Origin of the sequence: Gemmata algarum (assembly GCF_034097035.1) — a bacterium.
In the GTDB taxonomy this organism is placed as follows: domain Bacteria; phylum Planctomycetota; class Planctomycetia; order Gemmatales; family Gemmataceae; genus Gemmata; species Gemmata algarum.
This window is the reverse complement of record NZ_JAXBLV010000077.1, coordinates 51,613-73,258: the sequence shown is the minus strand read 5'-3', so window position 1 is coordinate 73,258 and position 21,646 is coordinate 51,613. Positions and strand designations below refer to the sequence as shown.

At 66.2% G+C, this 21,646-nt stretch carries 19 protein-coding genes; 18 read left to right on the top strand and 1 reads right to left on the bottom strand.

What is annotated here, in order from left to right; all coding sequences use genetic code 11:
• Positions 1–11 precede the first annotated feature (11 nt).
• The 3 genes from R5W23_RS07950 (at position 12) to R5W23_RS07940 (ending at position 3,322) form a co-directional block, all read left to right on the top strand.
• Entirely contained in the window at positions 12–413 is a 402-nt protein-coding gene (locus R5W23_RS07950) for a hypothetical protein (RefSeq protein WP_320685872.1), read from the top strand.
• A gap of 217 nt (positions 414–630) precedes the next feature.
• Positions 631–2,061, top strand: coding sequence for a DUF1501 domain-containing protein (locus R5W23_RS07945; RefSeq protein ID WP_320685871.1), 1,431 nt, complete (start codon positions 631–633; stop codon positions 2,059–2,061).
• A 340-nt stretch (positions 2,062–2,401) separates the two neighbouring features.
• On the top strand, positions 2,402–3,322 hold the full coding sequence (locus R5W23_RS07940) for an HDOD domain-containing protein (protein WP_261187134.1): 921 nt from the start codon (positions 2,402–2,404) through the stop codon (positions 3,320–3,322).
• A 46-nt stretch (positions 3,323–3,368) separates the two neighbouring features.
• Here the strand turns inward: R5W23_RS07940 and R5W23_RS07935 are convergent, their stop codons facing one another.
• Positions 3,369–4,610: a TolC family protein gene (locus tag R5W23_RS07935; RefSeq protein ID WP_320685870.1), complete on the bottom strand. Its 1,242-nt coding sequence runs from the start codon at positions 4,608–4,610 to the stop codon at positions 3,369–3,371.
• Between the two features lie 290 nt (positions 4,611–4,900).
• On the opposite strand from R5W23_RS07935, the gene R5W23_RS07930 reads away from it, so the two are divergent.
• From R5W23_RS07930 to nth, 15 genes are all read left to right on the top strand, one after another.
• Entirely contained in the window at positions 4,901–5,614 is a 714-nt protein-coding gene (locus R5W23_RS07930; RefSeq protein WP_261187132.1) for a TetR/AcrR family transcriptional regulator, read from the top strand.
• Positions 5,615–5,617: 3 nt separating this feature from the next.
• On the top strand, positions 5,618–6,985 hold the full coding sequence (locus tag R5W23_RS07925; RefSeq protein ID WP_320685869.1) for an HlyD family secretion protein: 1,368 nt from the start codon (positions 5,618–5,620) through the stop codon (positions 6,983–6,985).
• Positions 6,986–7,024: 39 nt separating this feature from the next.
• Entirely contained in the window at positions 7,025–7,729 is a 705-nt protein-coding gene (locus tag R5W23_RS07920; protein ID WP_261187130.1) for an ABC transporter ATP-binding protein, read from the top strand.
• A gap of 85 nt (positions 7,730–7,814) precedes the next feature.
• Positions 7,815–9,281: an ABC transporter permease gene (locus R5W23_RS07915; RefSeq protein ID WP_320685868.1), complete on the top strand. Its 1,467-nt coding sequence runs from the start codon at positions 7,815–7,817 to the stop codon at positions 9,279–9,281.
• 150 nt (positions 9,282–9,431) lie between these two features.
• Positions 9,432–11,579 carry an ABC transporter permease gene (locus R5W23_RS07910; RefSeq protein WP_261187128.1) on the top strand — a complete coding sequence of 716 codons (2,148 nt, stop codon included), beginning with the start codon at positions 9,432–9,434 and terminating at the stop codon, positions 11,577–11,579.
• A gap of 291 nt (positions 11,580–11,870) precedes the next feature.
• Positions 11,871–12,767, top strand: a complete 897-nt coding sequence (locus R5W23_RS07905; RefSeq protein WP_320685867.1) for an EF-hand domain-containing protein — start codon at positions 11,871–11,873, stop codon at positions 12,765–12,767.
• Positions 12,768–13,386: 619 nt separating this feature from the next.
• Positions 13,387–14,304 (top strand): aldo/keto reductase, encoded by a 918-nt coding sequence (locus R5W23_RS07900; protein ID WP_320685866.1) that lies wholly within the window; start codon positions 13,387–13,389, stop codon positions 14,302–14,304.
• A gap of 36 nt (positions 14,305–14,340) precedes the next feature.
• On the top strand, positions 14,341–14,520 hold the full coding sequence (locus R5W23_RS07895) for a type II toxin-antitoxin system HicB family antitoxin (RefSeq protein ID WP_261187125.1): 180 nt from the start codon (positions 14,341–14,343) through the stop codon (positions 14,518–14,520).
• A 505-nt stretch (positions 14,521–15,025) separates the two neighbouring features.
• The gene (locus R5W23_RS07890) at positions 15,026–15,529 is read left to right on the top strand and encodes a GNAT family N-acetyltransferase (protein WP_320685865.1); all 504 of its coding nucleotides are present in this window, start codon (positions 15,026–15,028) and stop codon (positions 15,527–15,529) included.
• Between the two features lie 261 nt (positions 15,530–15,790).
• Positions 15,791–16,954 carry a hypothetical protein gene (locus tag R5W23_RS07885; RefSeq protein WP_320685864.1) on the top strand — a complete coding sequence of 388 codons (1,164 nt, stop codon included), beginning with the start codon at positions 15,791–15,793 and terminating at the stop codon, positions 16,952–16,954.
• Positions 16,955–17,322: 368 nt separating this feature from the next.
• Positions 17,323–18,267, top strand: a complete 945-nt coding sequence (locus R5W23_RS07880; RefSeq protein WP_320685863.1) for a DUF1559 domain-containing protein — start codon at positions 17,323–17,325, stop codon at positions 18,265–18,267.
• A gap of 70 nt (positions 18,268–18,337) precedes the next feature.
• Positions 18,338–18,799, top strand: coding sequence for a DUF6795 domain-containing protein (locus tag R5W23_RS07875; RefSeq protein WP_320685862.1), 462 nt, complete (start codon positions 18,338–18,340; stop codon positions 18,797–18,799).
• Positions 18,800–18,830: 31 nt separating this feature from the next.
• Complete coding sequence (locus tag R5W23_RS07870; RefSeq protein ID WP_320685861.1) at positions 18,831–19,961, top strand: heparan-alpha-glucosaminide N-acetyltransferase domain-containing protein; 1,131 nt, start codon at positions 18,831–18,833, stop codon at positions 19,959–19,961.
• 63 nt (positions 19,962–20,024) lie between these two features.
• Positions 20,025–20,858: an enoyl-CoA hydratase/isomerase family protein gene (locus tag R5W23_RS07865; protein WP_320685860.1), complete on the top strand. Its 834-nt coding sequence runs from the start codon at positions 20,025–20,027 to the stop codon at positions 20,856–20,858.
• A 1-nt stretch (position 20,859) separates the two neighbouring features.
• Positions 20,860–21,612, top strand: a complete 753-nt coding sequence (gene nth, locus R5W23_RS07860) for an endonuclease III (protein WP_320685859.1) — start codon at positions 20,860–20,862, stop codon at positions 21,610–21,612.
• Positions 21,613–21,646 lie beyond the last annotated feature (34 nt).

Below are 21,646 nucleotides of genomic sequence, written 5' to 3'. Positions count from 1 at the left end.
AGGAGTCAGCGATGAGCGCGTCATACGCACCGCCGCCGCGCGGGTTCGGCACCTCGGCCTGGGGCGTCGCACTGCACGCGGCGCTTCTGTTCGGGCTGTTCGTCCTTTACGTCATTTACGTGCCGCCGGCGGCGCAGGTCTTCGACCGGTACGCCCTCACGCTGCCCAAGGCCACCCGGTTCGTTGTGAGCCTTTCGGCTCTCGTAGCGGACTACTGGTGGGCGCTGGGGCTCGCCGCCGGAGCGGCACTGGCCGCGGATTTCGCTGCGATCTGGGCGCTGCGGCGAACCGGTGCGGCTCAAGCCGTCGTGTTGATCGCGACCGTCGCGCTGTTGCTCGTCGCTTATGGTGCGCTGACCGTCTACGCCGTCGAGTACCCGAAAGAGAAGTTGCGCGAAGGTCTCTCGCGCTGAACCGCCGGTTTGCCGCTCGTCGCTAGTTTGCTGCTGCACCTCGGCCAGGCCGGGGCGGGCGGGGTTCAGGCCGGTTTGCCGCTCGTCGCTGGTTTGCTGCTCTCACTCGGCAAGGCCGGGGCGGGCGGGGTTCAGACTGAACCGCCGGTTTGCCGCTCGTCGCTGGTTTGCTGCTCTCACTCGGGGGGCTTACGCCCCTCGCTCGCCAGGACCACCCATGAACGCCGACCCGCTCTCCGCGATCCGGTTGCACCAGCGCCGCACGTTCCTCACGCAATCGTGCCGCGGAGTCGGCGCGCTCGCGCTCTCCGCGCTGCTACCGCGGGCGGTTACCGGCGCGGAGGTCCACGCGCCGCGCGGTGTGATCGCGAAGCCGCACGTCCCGCCGAAGGCCAAGCGGGTCATCTTCATGGTGATGGCCGGCGGCGCCAGTCACCTCGAACTGTTCGACCACAAGCCCGAACTCGCCAAGCGGCACGGCCAGCCGATGCCCGAGAGCGTGACCAAGGGCCAGCCGATCGCGCAGCTCCAGGGGGCGAAACTGACCTGCTTCGGCCCGCAGTGGGGCTTCAAGAAGCACGGCCAGAGCGGACAGGAGATGAACGAGCTGTTCAAGTTCCTGCCCGAGGTCGCGGACGACCTGTGCGTCGTCCGCTCGTGCAAAACGGAGGCGATCAACCACGACCCGGCGCACACGTTCATGAACAGCGGCTCCAGCGTCTCGGGCCGCCCGAGCATGGGGAGCTGGCTCACCTACGGCATCGGGAGCGAGTCGGCCGACCTGCCCGGGTTCGTGGTGATGACCTCGAACGGTCGGGGCGGGCAGAACCAGCCGATCGCGTCGCGCCAGTGGTCCGCGGGGTTCCTCCCGGGCAAGTTTCAGGGCGTGCAACTGCGGGGTAAGGGCGACCCGGTGCTGTACCTGACCAACCCGCCCGGCGTCGGCGCGGAGCAGCAGAAGGACGTGATCGACGCGGTCGCGCGCCTGAACCAAATGCAGAACGCGGCGGTGGACGACCCCGAGATCGCCACCCGTATCGGGCAGTACGAGCTGGCGTTCCGGATGCAGACGAGTGTTCCCGAACTGATGGACCTGTCGAAGGAGCCGGCGAAGGTGCTCGAGAGCTACGGCACGAAAGGCGCGGACGGGTCGTTCGCGGCCAACTGCCTGCTCGCGCGCCGGATGGCTCAGAAGGGCGTGCGGTTCATCCAGCTCTACCACCGCGACTGGGACCACCACGGCGGGGTCAAGGACGGCATCAAACTGAAAATCGAGGAGATCGACGCGCCGCTGGCCGCGCTCATTAAGGACCTGAAGCGGCTCGGGATGTTCGAGGACACGCTCATCGTGCTGACGGGCGAGTTCGGGCGCACGCCGATGTCGCAGGGCGGGAACGGCCGCGACCACCACATGAAGGGGTTCAGCGTGCTGCTCGCGGGTGGCGGGATCAAGGGCGGCGTCAGCCACGGCGCGACGGACAAGTTCGGGTACAACGCCGAGGAGAAGGTCTTCCCGGTCCATGACCTTCACGCAACGATGTTGCACTTGCTCGGGATCGACCACGAGCGACTCACGTACAAGTTCCAGGGACGCGATTACCGCCTCACCGATGTCCACGGCCACGTGGTGAAGGAGATTTTGGCGTAGCCCACCGGGCACGTGTATGAGAGCAAAAGCCGGACGGAGGGGGCGCTCACCCGCCGGATGTGAGACGGGCACGTGTGTCGGGGACGGCCGTTTGTTTCGTGTCGGTGGGGCGCGTGTGGAGCGGCGTTCGCCCCACCTCCGCACGTGGCGGCGGTTGTCCGCGGCGGGCGGGCGGTGGGCGCACGTTTCAGCCGCATCGCAAATCGGCCGAACGGCGTTTTGCCGACAGTCGCACTTTTACACCCCGCGGCGTATCCGGCTTGTGCGCGGTTGCCTCAAATCTATTCGCGTCCTACGACTGAGCGTTCCACCCGCCCGAGCACCACAGAAGCCCTTCCCTATGCCCGGTTTGCTGCTTCGGCCGCTGAACGAGCGCCCCTCTCAGGTCGCGCTTCGCAAAGTCGTCGTCACCAACCTCGATCGCCCCGACACGTACCCCACGCTGTCCGAGACGACGGTTCGGGTGATGGGGATGGCGAACCGGCCCGACGCCTCGGTGGCGGAGATCTCGGCGCTCGTGCGGCGCGACGGGATGCTCGCGGCGGGCGTGCTGCGGGCGGCCAACAGTTGCGCGGTCCGCGGCGCGAAGGAAATCGAGGACGTGCGGGCCGCGGTCCTGCGGATGGGGCTGCAAGAGTGCTGTAACCTGCTCAGCGTGATGGGGGTGAAAACCGTCTACAACCGGTGCTCGCCCGCGGTTCAGGAGCGGTGCGACACCATCCTGAAGCACTCGCTGTTCGTCGCCCGACTCGCGTCCGGGATCAGCTCGGAGCTGGGGATCGGCCAGCCCGGGTCGGTGTTCACCGCCGGACTGCTGCACGACCTGGGCCGGTTGGTGGCCTGTGTGAAGTGCCCCGAGAACAGCACCGCCGCGGCGCTGGTGTCGGCCGACGAGACCGACGAAGTGATACGGTCCGAGCGAGAAGCGTGGGGCCTCGACCACTGCGAGATCGGGCACCAGTTCGCGACCGCGAACCGGCTCCCGGAGGCGATGGCCCAGGCGATGCTGAATCACCACCGACCGGCGGGGGAAGAGAAGCACCGCGAGCTGGTGGCACTGATCGCGGTGACGGAGCGGATGGTCGCACACGTGCAGCGGAAGCACAACATCGTGGGGTACAACTTGGTCGCGTGCCCGCACTTCCCCGTGCTCGCCCGGGGCTGGCCCCCGAGCCGGGCGTCCGAGTTCCACAAGGCGCTGCCGGAAATCGTGGTGCAGGCGATGCGCGACACCCGCACCATGCTCAAGTCATGCGGGTAACTTATGTGCCATTCGTTCTGAACGGCGGCTGATGGCGCCTGACGTTTCACCGCCCCTCGCCGAGGCACTCCCAGGCGAGCCAGCCCTTCGCGGCCTTCAAGCGCACACGGGCGGTGTGCCACGCCATCACTTCCCCGACCACGTCCGCGCGGGCCTTGAGCCATTCGAGGGTGACCTGTGCGTCGAGCAACTCGGCCCCGGGCTGGTTCGCTTCGCGCTTCTTGACGGCGTCTGTTCGCTGCGCGGCCCAGAGGTCGAGCCGGTCACGCGCCAGTTGCACTTTCCGCGCCTGTGCCGTCAGTGACACCACCGCGGCCCGCGTCTCGTCCGCGACCGCCCGCTCCCGCGCTTCGATCAGGTCCGCGAGCTGTTTCTTGCGCACCTCAAGTTCAGATAAGCCATCGGCGCTCACGTTGCGGCGCAGCAATCTGGCCAGCCCCCGGGGCGGGGGAGGGGCAGAACCGAGCAAGGGGTTGGTTCCCCGCAAGTGCTCTCGCGCGAGTGGGAGGGCGTCCGGCACCAGGCCCGCATGAAGCGCGCGGAGCCCGCGCAGCTCCGGCCGATCGGCGAGCGCGGCGGCCACTTCCTCTTTTACCTGGGGCGTCTCGGTTTCGATGCCGAAGTCCCCGCTCGGCCACAGCCGCTCGCTCACCGCCGACAGCCCCAAGCGGCGCTTCAGGTCGATGTTGAGGAGCGCGCTGCCGGCTTCCGCCTGCTCGAGCTGGGTCAGCATTTGGGCGCGCTGCCGCTCCAAATCGGACAGATCGAGGGGGAACCGCACGCTCGCGGCTTTTGCGGCCGTTGCCTTGTCGAGCAACTCGTCGAGACGGGGAAAGGCGTCTCGGAGAAAGTCCGTCTGGCCCTCCACGGCCGCGAGCTGAAAGAACCGCTCCGCGGCATCGGTCGCCGACCGGTTCCGCAGCTCGAGCGCCGCACAGAACCGCAACACGCGCTTCAATTCGTCCGTCCGGCTGTCGCACGCGACGGGGGCGCGCCCCTCTTCGTCCAACACGTTCGCGGCCGGTGTGTGTTGCGCCGCGAGCGTCTGACACGCCGGCCCGGTGAGCCGCCGGTAGGCGGTTTCGGCGCTCGCGCCGGTCGGCTTGACGGGAGTCCGGGCGAGCTGGCTGACATCCGGCTCAACTCGGGTGGGGGCGACGAGTGGCAGTTCTGGAGCGTTCGCGGCGACAGTCGGACGCAGCGCGAGTGCATTCCGGGCTGGCGCGGGGGCGCGGCACCCGGCGGCAACGCCGAACGCGAGCGCACACACTCCGAGCACCACACGCATACCGCCTCCCAACCGAGTCCCTTCCCCTTTACATCGGACGAATCAATGGCGCCGTTTGAGCTGATCGCCCCAATCGTGCCGACGATCCCGGCGGGCGGCCCCAATGACTGCACGGCACGGGATTCCAGTAAATTCGTCCCATCTGCCCGAGTCCCTCTTGACGCTCTAGTCTGGTCAGTCTATTATCACGCCAATGTATATAGACCACTCGGTCTACATCTGCCTCATTCGACGGAACGTCCGTCCTCAATATCACTTACAGGGCGGCTATTTTTCTGATGGATGATGTGGTGCGAGAAACGAATGCTTGTGAAGAGCGGCACAAGCACCCGATCCGTGGGTTGAGTGACCCGGCGGTGGGGTTGTCGGAGATCGCGGTCACGCGGCGCGAGCAAATCCTGGACGCGGCAGAAGCGATCATCGCGGGGCACGGGATTCAGCACCTGTCGCTCGGGCGGATCGAAGAGCGTGCCGGAATGAGTCGGGGGCAACTGACGTACTACTTCCCGACCAAGGAATCGATCCTGCTCGCGGTCCACGACCGGATGCTGCGGCGGATGATTCGCGAGTTCCAGAGCGAGGACGGGCCGAAGCCGCAGACCGGCCGCGCCGGGGAGTGCTTCCGGTTCGCCTTGGAGCGGCACCTCGCCCCGGCGTGGCCGACGCCGCCGGCGCAGAGCCTCCTCAGCATCCTGTTCACGTTTCTCGCGCAGACCGGGCACCGCGAGGAGTACCGCAAGCGGCTCGCCCAGTGGTACGCCGAGTGGCGGTCGTTCATCGCCGACGACGTGGCGGGGAGCGTGCCCGAGCCGCGGTTCGCGCCGCCGCGGGTGGCGGCAGCGCTCGTTCAGGCTCTGATTCACGGGCTGGACGTGCAGCTCATGATGGACCCGGAGGCGTTCGACCGGACGGAGATGCTCGGCGCGGTGACGAAACTGCTCGCACCACTGTTCGCGCCGGTGCCCGATTCACCCACCCCCGGCGCGCCGGGGAGCGAGGGCTAACGTATGGCTGTTTCGACCGAACCCGGGCCGAGCGCCTCGATGAACGGCGACCTCGTGAACCGGGTCCAGCAGCTCCGACTCGACAACCAGATCGGCAAGGGCGGCGCGGGCGTCCGCGGCGGCTCGTGGCTCCCGTGGGTGCTGTGCGGGCTGCTCGCGTCGGCGTGGGCCGGCGTCGGCGTGCGGTCGTACCAGAAGGGCGGGCAGCGGGCCGACGACGCGCCCGCCGGCGCGGCCCCCACAACCGCACCGGCCGCCGGCACCGCGGCGCCGGCCGGGCCGTCCCGCGGCCCGGCCGCGCCGGAGGTCGAGGCCGGCGCCCTGGTGACCCAACTGAAGGGCAACGTGATCCCGTCCCTTCAGATCACGGTCAGCCCCCGGGACGTGGCCGCGGAAATCACCGAGGTGTACTTCGTCGAAGGCAAGCGGGTCAAAAAGGGCGACCGGCTCGCCACCCTGCTCGACCACCTGTACGCGAACCGGCACAACACGGAGGTGGCGTCGGTCGCCGCCGCCGAGGCCCAGGTGAAGCGCGCCGAGGCGGGCCAGATCGGTGCCGCGGCCAAGGTGGCGAAGGTGAAGTCCGCACTGGCCTCGGCTGAGGCCCGGTTGACCCGCGCGATCGCCCTCCAGGTGCGCGCCACCAAGGACTTCGAGCAGGCGAAGCAGCAGCGCGTGGGCGGCGGCATCTCCCTCCAGGATTACCAGAAGTTCGACGCCGACAAGCAGGCCGCGGACGCGGACCGCGTGGCCGCCGAGGCGGACATCCAGGCCGCGAAGCGCGAGATCGAGGCCGCCGAGGCCGACGCCAAGACCGCCGACGCGACGGCCCGGGCCGCCGCCGCCGACCTGAGCGCCGCGAAGGCCCGGTGCGACGAGGCCAAGCGCCTGGTCGAGAACTGCGTGGTTACGGCGCCCATTGACGGCACCATCCTGACGAAGTCCGCGGACAAGGGCGCGCTGGTGAGCCCGAACTCGTTCAACGTCGCGGCCGGCATCTGCCTCATCGCGGACCTCGCGAAGCTGGAGGTGGAGATCGACGTGCCCGAGCGCCAGGTGACCAAAATCAAACCGGGCCAGCGGTGCAAGCTCCAGGCGGACGCGGACCCGAACCGGGAGTACCGCGGCGTCGTGGACCGGGTCATGCCGATCGCGGACGACACCAAGAACGTGGTGAAGGTGCGTATCCGGGCGTACCTGGCGAAGGACGAACTCGACAACGACCGGGACGCGTTCCTGAAGCCCAAGATGAGCGTCACCGCGACCGTGTACGAGAGCCTGTTCGAGCCCTCGCCCGCGACCGACCTCCAGTGGGGCGACGAGGCGCAGCGGGCCGCGGCCTGGGGCAAGGCGTGGCCCGGGAAAAAGTGACGCCGGACGAGTGACGCTGCAACCGCACACGAGGAGCCGATGACCACTTCCCGCGCCATCGTGCAGGTGCGCGACCTGCACAAATCGTTCACCCGCGGCACCGAGTCGATCCACGTGCTCCGGGACCTCACGCTCGACGTGGGCGAGGCCGAGTTCTTGGCCCTGATGGGGCCGTCGGGGAGCGGCAAGACGACGCTCCTGAACCTCATCGCCGGGCTCGACACGCCGACGGACGGCAGCATCACCGTCGGCGAGAACGTCATCTCCGCGATGTCGGAGAGCGAGCTGGCGCGGTGGCGCACCCGGCACGTCGGGTTCGTGTTCCAGTTCTATTACCTGCTCCCGGTGCTGACGGCCTATGAGAACGTCGAGCTGCCGCTGCTGCTGCTCAACCTTACGAAGGAGCAGCGGCGCAAGCAGGTGGAGACGGCCCTCGGCCTGGTGGGGCTCACGAACCGCATGGACCACCGCCCCGGGCAGCTCTCGGGCGGCCAGCAGCAGCGGGTCGGCATCGCCCGCGCGATGGTCACCGACCCGACGCTGATCGTCGCGGACGAGCCGACCGGCGACCTCGACACCAAGAGCGCCGACGAGATCCTCCAGTTGATGGAGATCCTGCGTTCTCAGTTGGGCAAGACGATCATCATGGTCACGCACGATCCGAAGGCCGCCGGCCGGGCGCAGCGCACGCTGCACCTGGAGAAGGGGCAACTGGTCCACGACACCGCGGCGGCGCACGCGTAGCACCCGCACGGGACCGCGCCGCGGTCGCTCGCGCCCCGCGGCCCCGCTCGACACCCAATTCAAACGACAAAGGTACCAGAACACCATGATCGGCATGCCGATGGAAACGGGCGGGTTCGGGTACGATACGTCCATGCTCCAGCTCGCCGCCTACATGTTCGGCGCGCTGGTCGGGCTGATCGGCGGCGGGATCGCCCTGGGCACGATCACGCTCCCGGCGTTCTTCGCGGTCCTGTACGTGTGCGACAAGCTGGCCGGTGCCGCCGCGTCGGCCACCGGGGCCTTCCCGCTCAAAGTGGTGGTCATCATGTTCCGCGGGCTGCGCCGCAGCATGCTCCGGACCTCGCTCACGTACCTCGCGCTGTTCGTGCTCACACTGGTGCTGTGCCTGATCTATGCGGTGCTGTACATGATCGGGAACGCCACCACCGAGAAGGAGGCGAACTTCAAGGCCATCGTCACCCACAAGACGATCATCCCGAGCCAGATGCCGCCGGGGTACTACGAGGAGTTCAAGCGGGTGTGCCTGGAGGAGCTGCCGCCGGAGATGCGCCCGGCGAACGGCGACAAGGACATCATGAGCTGGTCGTTCATCCTCGGCACCACCGACAAGGTGAACATGCGCAAGGACAACATGGTGTTCCTGTTCGCGCTGGAGCCGAACAAGGTCACCACCATGATGGACGGCCTGGACGAACTGACCGGTCAGGAGAAGGAGTTGCTGGACCGGGCGTGCCAGGCGATGACCGATAACAAGCAGGCCATCGTGATGAGCAAGAGCCGGCTCAAGGCGCTGAACAAGAAGGTGGGCGAGAACCTCAAGCTGAGCGGGGTGAACTTCCCGAACTTGGTGTTCGACTTCACCATCATCGGCGAGCTGCCCGACGGCAAGTACGAGGGCGTCTCGTTCATGAACAAGGACTATTTGCTCCAGCAGATCGACGCCTACGAGCGGGACCGGACGGTCAACCCGAAGGGCGAAAAGCACCCGATGGCCGAGAAGTCCATCAACCTCATCTGGGTGCGGCTCCCGACGAAGGAGGCGTTCGAGGTGCTGAGCCAGAAGGTGAACGACCCGGCCAAGTTTAACAAGGTGCCGATCAAGCTCGAAACGGCGTCCAGCGGCATCGGCACCTGGCTGGGGGCGTTCAAGGACATCTTCTGGGGCATCAAGTTCATCCTGGTGCCCGCGATGATCGGCATCATGAGCCTCGTGGTCGCCAACGCGCTGAGCATCTCGGTGCGCGAGCGCCGCACCGAAATGGCGGTGCTGAAGGTGCTCGGGTTCGCCCCGCGGCACGTCCTGCTGATCGTGCTGGGCGAGGCGCTGCTGGTGGGGTTCCTGGGCGGCGGGATGAGCGCGTTGATGGCCTACGGGCTCTTGGGGAACGTGAAGTTCCAGATCATGTTCTTTGGTGCGTTCTTCGTGCCCGCCAACGCACTCGTCTACGGCCCGGCCCTGGGAATGGCGGTGTCGTTCGCGGGGTGCATCGGCCCGGCGCTGGCCGCCAAGAACGTGAAAGTGGCCGAGGTGTTCGCGCGCGTGGCGTGAGGTCCGTGGGGCGCGCACGGCTCTTGTCCCGTGCCCCGGGCGCTCACAGTAAAAGGTACTGCACCGATTTCGGCGCCCGGTACGGGCGCGGTCCGCGTCGCGCGGGGCGCGAGCCCTGCGTCACCGACAGAATTTCAGGAACCCGCACCGATGACCGACGCCCCTGCGACGCCTGAGCCGACCGAGGCCCGAAAGGGCCGCGCCCGCCTCGCCGGCGAGAACCTCAGCCTCGACCGGGGGGGCGACGGGTTCGGCCTGCGGCTGGTTAAAACGGTGGCCCGGTTCTTTCGTACCGTTTTCAGCCTGATCGGAACGCTGTTCGTTATCGGGTTCTCGCTGCTGCCGCTCTCGGCGCTGCTGATCGCACTGCCCGCCGTGGCGCCCAACGAGGCCGTGCTCACCGACTCCATTCGTCCGGCGCGGTCCCGGCTCGCGCGCACCTTCCGGCGCGCGTTCGCGCTGGCCGCGGGGTTCGTGGTGCTGATCGCGCTCACGGCGTTCGCCATTGAGGTGGTGTCCCGCCTCCCGCTGCCGGCCGGGGGGCAGATGGGCACGCTGGCGAAGAAGGTGCTCGGCTTCGCGGTCACGGACTTCGTCCCGGACGACCCGCAGCCGGCCGAACTGCCCGAGGGCAAAACGTGGCTCACCACGCCCGAACTGCTCGACAAGGTGAGGTCGCTGCAACAGGCGGCGAACCGCCAGAACCTTAACCCGCGCGACAAAAAGGACGCGAGCGACAAACTGGCCGAGACCGAAGCCGAGTTGGAGGAACGCGCCCCGAAGTCCCCGAAGCTCCAACTGCTCCGGAACCCGCGCCTCGCCCCGGTGCTGGGCGTGCCCCTGTGGAAGCTGCTGCCGCTCGCCCTGGTGGAGCAGTGGCCGTTCGTCCTGCTCGTCGTATACGGCACCGACCTGCTCCTGCTGTTGCTCATCGGCAAGGTGCCGCTGGCGTACAACTTCCGCTACCTGTGGGTGCGCCGCCGGGACACCGCGCTCACCGCGGTGGCGTTCACGGTCGTGGTCGCGCTCGTGGTCGTGCTGCTGGCGTTCGTCAACGGGATGTACAAGCTGAACGAGACCACGGGCGTGCCCGGGAACGTGCTGGTGATGTCCGAGGGGTCCACGGACGAGTTGTTCAGCAACCTCGCGCGCGGCGGCGAGATCGACAACGCCATGCGCACCAACCTGACGGCCGACGAAAAGGGGCGGCCGATCGGCGGCGGGAAGGGCGTCGGCGTCGCCCGCGGCACGTTCGGCCCGAGCGGAGCGTTCGACCGGTTGCCGGCGGACGCCCCGCGCGACCTGCCGGGGGCCACGTACCTGCACAGCTACGAATCGTACATCGTAATGAACCAGGCGATCCCGCCCAAGCCGGGCGAAACGCCGAAGCGGCGGTTCGTGCAGCTGCGGGCCTTTCAGGACGTGCGGCTCGGCGGCGCCGTTCACAACATCGACCTGGAGCCGGGCGGCCAGTGGGTTTCCGGGACGGGCGTGGAGCCCGGGTCGAAGGCGCCGGACGGGCGCGAGTACCTCCAGTGCTGCATCGGCGAGGGCGCCGCGGCCACGCTCGGCGAGGACGCGGGTAAGGCGCGTCTCGCGGTGGGCGACACGTTCGAACTGGGCGACCGCTGGTGGAAGGTGGTCGGGCTGATGCGCACCCGCGGCACCACCTACGGCTCGGAGGTGTGGGCCGGGATCGAGAACCCCGTCGTGCGCGCCACCGGGAAGGGGGACAAGTACACCACGCTCGTGCTCCGGATGGCCGACGACTCCGCCGCCTCGGCCCGGGCGATGGCGTACTTCCTGAACGAGGTGTACGACCAGGCCAAGCTCAAGGCGTTCTCGGAGCCCGACTACTACAAGGAGCTGACGAAGACCAACGAGCAGTTCCTCACCGCGATCGTGATGATGGCGGTCATCATGGCGGTGGGCGGCATCTTCGGGGTGATGAACACCATGTTCGCCTCGATCGCCGCCCGCATCAAAGAAGTGGGGGTGCTGCGCATCCTCGGGTTCAAGCGGTGGCAGATCCTCATTTCGTTCATGATCGAGTCGCTGGCGATCGCGTTCGCGGGCGGACTCCTGGGCTGCCTGTTGGGGCTGTTCGCGAACGGGTTCGAGGCCGCCAGCACCCTGTCCGGTGGCCAGGGGGGCGGGAAGAGCGTGACCCTCACGATGCAAGTGGACGTCCCCATCCTCGCGACCGGAATGTTGTTCACGCTGGTCATGGGGCGGCTCGGCGGGCTGGTGCCCGCGCTGTCCGCGATGCGGATGGAGATCCTGGACTCGCTCCGTTAAGCTGCGCTATTGCGTCCGGGGATCGTCCCGGACGCAACGAAGTCATTGCGATTATGTAACGGGTTGGCGGTTGTTGTCGTTTGGGCGTACTCATCGCGCGTGCCGGACTCTCGCCGGCTGACACACCGCCACCCGGAACCGGTCACGCCGTCGGCGCGTGGCGAGCGAAACGCCGCACGCGACATATTCTCGGCCCCATCGTTTCACCTCGTGACAAGTCCGTGAACGCGCGGTAAGCTTCTCATCACCCGCCGCCACGCCTCACCACGCTCACGTTTCAAGGTCGGACCCATGCGCCACGCTGCCCGCGGTCGCTCGCGCCCGCTCCTGCTCGCCGTATTGGTCGCGGTGATTGACCCCGCGTCGGTCGGCGCGGCCGAGGAGCAAGATAAGTACGAGGAGCAGGTGCTCGCCCGGTGCGCGGAGCGGACGCACAAGAACGCTGTGGGCGAACGCGCCCAGTGGATCAAAGCGCTCGAAGCCGCGTTTCCGGACAAGGTCGTTCACGCGGCCACGGAAGAGGAGTACGCGACGTGGTACGCGCTGCTGGCGGGCAAAAACGAGGACTGGCGCCGCGACGACGTTCCGGGTTTCGCCGAGTTGTTCGACAAAGTCGTGCAGCGGCTCGAACTCGGTCCGGTTCCCTCGATCAAGCGGGACGAGTTCGCCCGGTACACCAAGAAGATGATGCGCGACGGCCCGGGGCGCGACGCCCCGGAGCCGAACGAGGACGCCGACCGGGTGTTCCGCGTGCTGGACCGCAACGCCGACGGCGAACTGGCTCCCGAGGAGTTCACCGCCGGGTTGAAGGACGACAAGCTCGCGGCCGACGCCGACGGCAACGGGCGCCTGTCGAAGGCCGAGTACCGCGGCTACTTCCACAAGCGGGTGCAGGTGCGGGCGGACACGCTGTCCGCCGGGCGCGCTCCCGGCGGCGACCCGCTGGCGCGCGGGAAAGAGGGGAAGGCGGTTCCGGGCGCCGGGCTGCCGGAGTGGTTCGCAACGCTCGACACCGACAAGGACGGCCAGATCGCGCTGTTCGAGTGGCGCAAGGCGGGACGGTCGATCGCGGCGTTCACCGAGATGGACCTGAACGCCGACGGGCTGCTGACCCGCGACGAGTACCAGCGGTTCATGAAACAGTCCGAGGACAAGCGGAAGCAGCAAAAGCGCGAGGAGCAAGACTGAAAACGTCCGCCCGCGGGGCCACTTTCTCGCCGGACCGCGCAAACACCCCGCCTCACACACCGGGGTGTTGCGACGGGCACTAACTTCGTAGGGCCGAGACCACCCACGGCGTAACGCCGCAGTTCGTGGCGCTGACCCCGCGGACGAACGGGGACGAATGTTTCGTGGCGCGGCGTCACGCGCCCAGCTTGGTTTCGTTCGGTAAAGGTGTCGGCCCGCGGCGACCACTTTCCCGCCGAACGGCGAAAACTCTCCGGGTCCCTCCACGGGAGGGCGGACCCGGAAGTTCGGCGGTCACTCAGCTCGGTGGGCGTTAACCGTCCGCGGCGTAACGCCGCAGTTCGTGGCGCTGACCGCCGCGGACCAACACCCGCAGTGTAAGCCCCCACGCTCCGGATGCAACCTCAGTGGCGGTTGTGGTCCCAACGCGCGTGCGACTCCACCAAACGGAATACCCAATCCGGATTCTCCGTTCGGTACCAGTTTCAAAGCACACGCTAACGTTGGCGGGTGCCGTGCAGCGTCCACCGGTCCGAAACGGCCGAACTCCGCGGTTGCCCCACGCGGCGGGCGCGGTATGGTGCCGGGAGTGACTTCACCGCTCCCGGAGGTGCTCTCCATGTCGATCCCCACCCGCCCGCTCGGCAAGACCGGCGTCAACGTGTCCGCCATCTGTCTCGGCGGATGGCACATCGGGCAGCCCGCCATCGGCGACGCCGAGGCCGAGCGCATCATGCACGCCGCCATCGACGAGGGCGTCACGTTCTTCGACAACGCCTGGGACTACCACGAGGGGCGGTCCGAAGAGATCATGGGGAACGCGCTCCGCACCGGCGGCCGGCGCCAAAAAGTGTTCCTCATGACCAAGAACTGCGGGCGCGACGCCGAGCACTCCCGCCAGCACCTCGACGACAGCCTCCGGCGCCTCAAGACCGACGTCATCGACCTGTGGCAGTTCCACGAGATCAACTACGACAACGACCCCGAGTGGATCGTCGAGCGCGGCGCGCTGGCCCACGCCCTGGAGGCCCAGCAGGCCGGCAAGGTGCGGTTCATCGGCTTCACCGGGCACAAGGCCCCGCACATCCTGCTGAAGATGCTCGGGACGCACAACAACTGGGACACGTGCCAGCTCCCGGTGAACGTGTGCGACTACTTCTACCGCAGCAGCATCCACGACGTGATCCCCGAGCTGAAGAAGCGGAACGTGGCCGCCATCGGGATGAAGTCGCTCGGCGGCGGGAACCTGGAGGCCGGCGGGCAGATCCCCGGCGGCGGGGTCGCCACGGCGGACGAGTGCATCCGGTTCGCGCTGTCGCAGGACATCGCGTCGCTGGTGGTCGGCATCGACTCGATGAAGGTGCTGATGCAGGACGTTGAGATCGCCCGCAACTTCCGCCCGATGCCCAAGGACGAGAGCGACGCGCTGCTGGCGCGGGTGAAGACCGTGGCGGGCGACGGGCGGTTCGAGCCGTCGAAGTCCACGCAACTGTTCGACGGCCCCTACCACCGCCGCCAGCACGGGTTCGCGGGATAGAGACTATCATGAGCGGTGTCCCTTTGGAGGAACGCGATGCGCCGCGAATTCACGCTCGAATACTGGAAAGACGGCGAGTGGTTCGTCGGTCGGCTGGTTGAGGTGCCGGGCGTGCTCAGTCAGGGCGAAACGCTCGACGAGCTGCGCGCGAACATTCAAGACGCCTACGAGCTGCTGACAGTCGATGAGCGCGAGGGGGCACGCGAAAGTGTCTGAACATGGGGCCGGGGATATTGCCGCTTCTTGACGAACTGCGACCGCCCGGGAGCAGGGCACGAACGCTCGAGCGGGACATGAAAGCAGTTTTTGACAGGATTAACGGGATAAACAGGATTTAAGATCAGTCTGTCTTCATCCGGTTCATCCTGTCGATCCTGTCAAAAGCTCCCTTCAAAAGCGTGCGGCCCGCACGGGTGGCAACGAAGCTTCCACCGCCCGGGAGCAGGATACGTGGCACTACTCCCGAGCGGTCGCAGTTCGTCAACAAAAGCGACACCGCCGGTGGGTTCATGTATGAGCATGGGGCCAGGGATGTTTATAACGTTTTGACGAGCCGCGCGGGCGGCTTTTGTCTTTCGTGGCGCAGACATTCCTGTCTGTGCTCGATCACCGCGCCGCACAGACAGGAATGTCTGTGCCACAAAAACAGAGACCACCAACCGAATCAGCCAAGCGGCGATTCGCAAGCAACTCGGTTTGAGCGGAGGTTCGTAAGCGACCGATGTCCGACTTCACTATCCGGTTGGCGACCGCGGACGACCTGGACGCGATCCGCGCCATTTACAACTACTACGTCGAGCGCTCGACCTGCACCTACCAGATCGAGCCCGACACCGCCGCGGAGCGGGCGGCGTGGTTCCGCGACCGCTCGGCCAAGTACCCGGCGACGGTCGCGGAGCGCGACGGGGTCGTCATCGGGTGGGGGGCGCTGTCGCCGTGGAAGTCGCGGTGCGGGTACGCGTGGTCCGCGGAGGCGTCCGTGTACATCCACCACGAGCACCACCGCCGCGGGCTCGGCAAGGCGCTGCTGCTCGACCTGATCGCGCGGGGCCGCGCCGCCGGGCTGCACACCATCATCGGCGCCACCAGCAGCGACCAGACGGCGAGCCTCGCCCTTCAGGTGTCGGTGGGGTTCGAGGTGATCGGCACGCACCGCGAGGTGGGCCGCAAGTTCGACCGCTGGCTGGATGTCACGTACACGCAACTGATGCTCGCCGAGCGATAGGGCAAGCAAGGTTCACGACGCGCGAACTCTTGCGCGGCGGGCGGGCCGTGGCTCACGCGCCGAGTGCAATCAAACCGAAAATGCCAGTGCCTGGGCGGTGGCCCCCGAATCACGCCAACCGTGCAATGTTGGCGCCGCCGCGGGTGAAACGCGGCCCTCTTGCAAGTGCCAACCACAGCACTCATTCTCCCTCCCCTCACTTAATTCTTCCCGATTGCGACCGCAGCCGAGCGGCTGTCGCTGCGTCGATATGAATTGTTTTTGAATTTCCGTGATGAAGAAAAGACAAAAAATGCGACACCGAGCTTGCATCCGCCGAACGGTGCAGTTAACCTTACCGTCGCGATCGGCAACAATCTTCAAATCACACGTGCGTCGTCAAAGCGCGTGTTGCCGATCGCTGCATTGCTTGCAAATCGGAGAGCAGCCATGTTCAGCCTTCTCAGCCGCATCGCCGGGCGAATCGGTTCGCGTTCCATTCAGGCTCGGTTCGCCAATCGCTCACCACTGCAATTGCTGGAACTCGAATCGCGCGACACGCCATCGGTGTACTACGTCACTAACGGGAACGATTCAGGCCCGGGCTCACTGAGAGCTGCGTATGAGGCCGCGATCATCAACGGCAACAGTGCCGAACTGCTCATCGACGACGGGGTCTCTGTTATCACATTAGACAGTCCACTGGTCAATGCTAGTGCCATTAACCTGACGGATTTAACTATAAGTGCAGAAGACAGCGATAACGTATATGTTAACGCATCGATAGCTCATCAATACAGATTTATCGACCACGTGGGAAATAACGGAATAACAATAACTCTGAATGATATTTCGGTTGTGGGTTTTGGGTCGCTATCTGGAGACGGGGGGGCTATCAAGACCGTCGCTCCGCTGCATATAAATTCGTGCATATTCGAAGGTAATAGCGCGGCCGGTGGCGGCGGGGCCATTTTTGCTGAGTACATACTTGAAGCAAACGATTCTGAATTCTACTATAATTATGCGTATGGGGATGGAGGGGCAATCTGTTCAGTCCCTCAGAACACCGCAGCTAGTTTAACAGTAAGAGATTGCTACTTTGAAGAAAATAATTCGGATGGCAACGGCGCAGCAATATATTTTAACACGGTTGCTGGAGTGTTTGGTCTTTATTCTTCTGAGTTTGTTCATAATGTAACTGATGCACTAGGGGTCGTGTATCAGTATGGTGGGACGTTTGAAGGTATTGGTGGGTCTATAATACATCATAACCATGCGTGGGGAGGTATTGGTGTCTTGTACCTCACAGAAGTGTACGCTGCGCACGTTGATATGCTGGTTAGTAGCGTTAATTTAACTAGCTCTATTCCGCCTGCTGTTCACTCGTATTGGGCTGACATAAATGAATTGGCCGCTGGCTACATCGTGAGCAACTGGCCATATTAATTAACGGTCTTGAGGTGGATTGCTGTGTCTACTGGCGAAGGTGGCGCCTAATTGGATTTTATTGGGCGGCGCGCTGTGTTTAGTGACCTATGTTTGGTCAATTAATACTGTGTTCATTGTTAATTATTTAAACTTGTTGTATTGTTTTTGTGATGGCCAAATCGCGCGCATGCGATGCTGATGTAGGCATGAGGTGGTTTCGGAATAATGTCCCCTGGCACATTCATGCCGGATAAAGCCGAATACTCCTGATCCTCACGCGCTACTCATCTTCTGCTTTTCGACTGTTTTTTCGCTGCGCGCTTGACTACATTCCCTTCACGCTGCCGCGGCTCGTCAGTTCACGTCACGTAAAGATAGAGGGCAGTATGACACGTCACCGGCGTGGGTTTACGCTTATTGAATTGCTGGTGGTGATCGCGATCATCGCGATCCTCATCGGCTTGCTGCTGCCTGCTGTCCAGAAGGTGCGCGAGGCCGCCGCACGCATGCAGTGCAGTAACAACCTCAAGCAGCTCGGTCTGGCGTTGCACAACCACCACGACAGTCAGGGTGCGTTTCCGGACGGGGTCCACCGCAACCAATCCGCGGCAGCGCCATCGACGCAGAACTACGCGCTGACAGAAAGCCCGATCCGGCGGTTCAACTGGCTGATCGCGGTTTTGCCCTACGTGGAACAAGACAACGTTTACAAGCTGTGGAACATGACGGATTTTAGTGCCAATCGCGGCATTACGGGTAATCAGGTGACCGTCTCGTGGCGCGTAATCAAAACTTACATCTGCCCGTCCGATCCGATGAGTCATGGCGGGGTAGACACGAGTGAGGGCTCCGAGTCGCCGCCGCGGCACTGGGCCATCACCAGCTACGGAGCGAATTCCGGGCGGCGCAACTACCGACGGCCGGATCAGAGCAATGACGGTCCGTTCGTTCACAACACGCCACGCAAGTTCGGAGACATTTCGGACGGCACTTCGAACACAATTTTCGTCGGTGAGCGCTCTCACAAGGACCCGGTTTTCGACGCCGCCGGCGCAATGGGCAACCTGGACACGTGGGGGTGGTGGGCGTTCGGGGCCGAAGGGGACGTGCTGCTGAGCGCCGCCGAGCGCATCAACTGGAAGGTGACAGGCACGTCGCCGACTCAGGCCGACCTCGATCTGCGGATCAACACTTTTGGTAGCGGACATAGCGGCGGGGCCAACTTCTGCATGGGTGACGGGTCCGTCCGGTTTATGACGGACAGCATGGACCTCGTTACACTTCAGCGTTTGTGCATGCACCAGGACGGTCTGGTCGTTACCCTGCCGTAACTCGTGATACGCTCTCGGGGCCGGCGCGTTCTGCGCCGGCCGCTCCCATTCCCCGAATCCACAAACCACGATGCGCCACTTATTACGCCGGTCGCTGCCGCTTGCGCTGCTCGCCACGCTCACGGCCGGGTGTTCCGACGAACCGCCGCTTACACCGGTCAGCGGGCAAGTTACGATGAACGGCAAACCTCTGAAAAACGTTCGTGTGGACTTTCACCCCGACCCCGATAAGGGGACAAAAGGGAAGGGCTCGACGGCAACAACGGACGAGAATGGCAATTTTACCCTGTCCTACGACGGGACCAAGCCCGGCGCGATCGTCGGGCACCATCGCGTCATTCTGACTGATCTCGATCCATACGGGAACGTGCTCGTCGGCCGGGGCGATTACCGCACGGACGATCCGAAGGGGCCGAAAGAAACGCCAAAGAAGTCCCGCTTCGGTGCGGCTTACTCGAACCTGGGCCAGACGCCCATAAAAGAGGAAGTCAAACCGGGCATGGGGCAGGTAACAATTGACATTAAAAAGTGACCGGCCCTTTGGCCGAGAAGATGGACGCCCCATGAGTCAGCCCTCATCAGCCCCGCGCCTCGCGTCACTGGACCAGTTCCGCGGGTACACCGTCCTGGGCATGCTGCTGGTGAACTTCGTCGGCTCGTTCGCCGTCATCAAGGCGGACGTGCCGGTGCTCGCGCACCACCACACGTACTGCAGCTACGCCGACACGATCATGCCGCAGTTCCTGTTCGCGGTGGGGTTCGCGTTCCGGCTCACCTTCGCGCGCCGCCGGGACGCGGTCGGCCCGCGCGCCGCCTACGGGCACGCGGCGCGGCGCAACCTCGCGCTGCTCCTGGTCGCGTTCGCGGTGTACAGCGTCGGCTCGCGCTGGGAGAAGTGGGACGACCTCGCCCAGCGCGACGCGGTCCTGCTCCGCTGGGCCAAACAGGACCTGTTCCAGACCCTGGGGCACATCGCGGTCACGTCGCTGTGGGTGCTCCCGGTGATCGCGGCCCGGCCCCGGGTGCGGTTCGGGTTCGCGGTGCTCTCAGGCGCCCTGCATGTGGGGCTCTCGTACTGGTTCAACTACCGCTGGGCGAACACCCCACCCAACGGCGTGGACGGCGGGCCGCTCGGGTTCCTCACCTGGGCCGTTCCGCTGCTGGCCGGCACCCTGGCGTGCGACCTGTACCGGGCCGTCGCGAGCCGCGGGCGGCTGTGCGGCCTCCTGCTGGTCATGGGGCTCGCGGTCGGCGCGCTGGCCTACGGGCTGTCGTGCCTGCACCTCGCGCCGTCGGACCTCGACGAGTGGCGGTTCCACGTGACCGCGTCAGCCGCCGCGCCGCCGCTCGTGTACGTGGACGTGAAGCCGCCCACCAACGACCTGTTCACGATGAGCCAGCGGTCCGGGAGCCTGACCTACACGCTGTTCGGCGCGGGCGTGTCGCTGGTCGTGCTGGCGCTGTTCGTGCTGGCGTGCGACGTGGGCGGGCTGCGGTGGGGCGTGTTCGACACGTTCGGCTCGAACGCGCTGGCGGCGTACATCGTCCACGGGCTCGTGTTCGACGCCGCCAAGCCGTTCGTGCCGCGGGACGCGCCGCTGTGGTACGTCGCCGCCGCGTGCGGGCTCGCGCTCGGCCTCTGCTACCTGTTCGTGCGGCACCTCGAAAAGCACCGGCTGTTCCTGAAGCTGTGATCCGGCCCGCCGGCGCGGCGAGTTCGGGTTGAATTCTCGCGGCCGAGCCGCCACCATTCTGGAATGCTGTTCGAGTCCGCACACCTGCGCGTCACCTGCGAGTACGGCACCGCCACCCTGTGGCTGGCGTTCCCCGGCGAACCGGTGAACGCCCTCGACGCGCCGCGGCTCGCGGAACTCGATTCCGCACTCGCGGCGGTCGAGCGCAACCTCTTCGTTCACACACTCGTGGTGCGCTCCGCGAAGCCGTTCGGCTTCTGTGCCGGGCTCCACCCGGATGTCGCGCGCGTCACCGACCGGGCCACCTTCGCGGGGCGCGGGCAGCGCGTGCTCGCCCGCCTCGGCGCGCTGCCGTTCGCGACGGTCGCGCTCATCGACGGGCCGTGCCTGGGCGCGGGCCTCGAACTGGCCCTCGCGTGCGACCACCGGCTGTGCGTGTCCGCGCCGCACACCTTGCTCGGGTTCCCGGGCCGGTTCGCGTGCTTCGGCGGGAGCAACCGCCTGCGGAACGTCCTCGGGAAGCGGGCCGGCGCGTTCATCGAATCCGGCCGGACGGTGTCCGGACGCGAGGCACGCGACCTGGGGCTCGTGGACCGCGCGTTCTGCACCCGGCGGGCCAAGATCGAGCTGCGAACCTTCCTCGACGAGCGGGAACGTTACCCGCGCGCCCCCGACCGCGTGCCGGACGAAACCGGCTTCGCGGACGAGCGCCGGGCCTTCGCGCGGGTCGCGGCCGAGAGCCTGAGCGCCCGGGCACGCGCCCCGCAGGACGCGGACACGCTGCTCGCCCGCGGGTTCATCACGCCGCTCGAAGCCGAGCAGATGCGGGCGCGCGCCGCGGCCCCCGCGCCCGCCCCGGCGGCCGAACCCGAACCCGCGCTCCGCAGGGCCGCGTGACATGGACGAATCCGACCCGACCGCCCCGAAACTCGCGCCCGCGCGAGACCGCGTCGGCCCCATCAACGAGCGCCTGGCCCCGCTGTACCCCGAGTTCGAGGGCCTCAACTACGCCAACCCGTTTCAGCTCCTCGTCGCGGTCGTGTTGTCGGCTCAGTGTACCGACAAGCGGGTGAACACCATCACTCCGGCACTCTTCGCCCGGTTCCCAACCGCCGCCGACATGGCGACCTGCGACATCCGGGAACTGGAGCAACTCGTCAAGCCGTCCGGGTTCTACAAGAACAAGGCCAAGAACATCCGCGCCGCGTGCGTGGAGATGGTCGCCCGGTTCGGCGGCGAGGTGCCCACCGATCTCGACGACCTCGTGAGCCTGCCCGGCGTGGGCCGCAAGACCGCGAACGTGATCCGCGGGCACGCGTTCGAGACCCCCGGCGTGACGGTGGACACGCACGTCGGGCGGCTCTCGCGGCGGCTCGGGCTCACCCGCCACCAGAACCCCGTGAAAGTGGAACTGGCGCTCGCGGAGATCGTGCCGCAGGCCGAGTGGCTGCACTTCAGCGGCCGGCTCATCATGCACGGGCGGAAGGTCTGCCTGGCGCGCAAGCCGCGGTGCGAGCAGTGCGCGGTCGCGGACCTGTGCCCCAAGGTCGGGGTGAAGGGGCTGGCTGCTTCCCGGCGCCGGAAGAAAAAAGCGAAACCGGATTCACCGCAGAGGGCGCAGAGGGCACAGAGAGAGCCGGAGAGTAAATAAGACTCTGTCGCCCTCTCGTGCCCTTTGGCCGCCG